This is a genomic window from Campylobacter sp. CH246 (assembly GCF_004378835.1).
Lineage (GTDB): Bacteria > Campylobacterota > Campylobacteria > Campylobacterales > Campylobacteraceae > Campylobacter_D > Campylobacter_D jejuni.
Genome location: NZ_RYYA01000023.1, coordinates 1 through 842, shown reverse-complemented (window position 1 = coordinate 842; position 842 = coordinate 1). Strand labels below are relative to the sequence as shown.

Below are 842 nucleotides of genomic sequence, written 5' to 3'. Positions count from 1 at the left end.
AAAATATTCCCAAATTTTCATATTTCAAAGGTTTATCAAAAAATTCTTTAGTAAAGTTGATATATTCTTTAGATTGTCTCATCTGTTTTGCCCTCAATAAAGTAGTAATAATAATTATCATATCTTCCACATGCAATCTCATTGGAAAATATCCTATTGTATCATCAAAAACTATATGACTAAAGTTAATTTTATCTACTGGCCTTTTAAAACCAAATTTATCAGCTAAAACACACATTGTATCAAATGCCTTTGCTGGTTTTATTTCTTCCATGTCAATATAAAAAATATGGGACTTTCTAAAAAAATCTATCAGTAATTTATAACAAAAAAAATTGAATGTTAACAAGTTTTCCAAAATATTAATATCAGGAAAATCATTAATGCCATTTTTTGAATAATACTTTTTAACATTTACTATTTCTTTCACATTAGAATTTAAATTAAAGTCATATATTGCAAACTTATTTGGAGCAATATGATTAATGCGAGATTTTAATCTTTCTATAGGATCTCTTACTAAAAACAAAACTCTCTTTTTTGAGTTAAACAAACCAATAAATTTACTCTTTAGTTTATAATCTACAATACCGTACTCAAAAAAAGTTAAAATATTGAAACCTTTTTTATTTAAAAACGCATACTGATCACAATATGCACCAAAAATATTGTTGCCTCGATGCGAGTACTTAGAAAATAATCTACAATTACAATCTTCTAAAAATTTTACCATAGCCGCATGACCCGAAACCCCTGCGCTTAAAAACACAAATTCATAATTATCAGGTAAAGGCAAATTCATCTCCCAAGCAAGTTCAGCTGGAATATTTTTATAATTAATT

General features: G+C 25.9%; 1 protein-coding gene. It reads right to left on the bottom strand.

Translation table 11 applies throughout. The annotated features are described in order from the left end of the window. Positions 1-842: DUF2972 domain-containing protein (locus tag ELQ06_RS08505; protein WP_134237515.1), on the bottom strand; the 842-nt coding region annotated here is incomplete at both ends.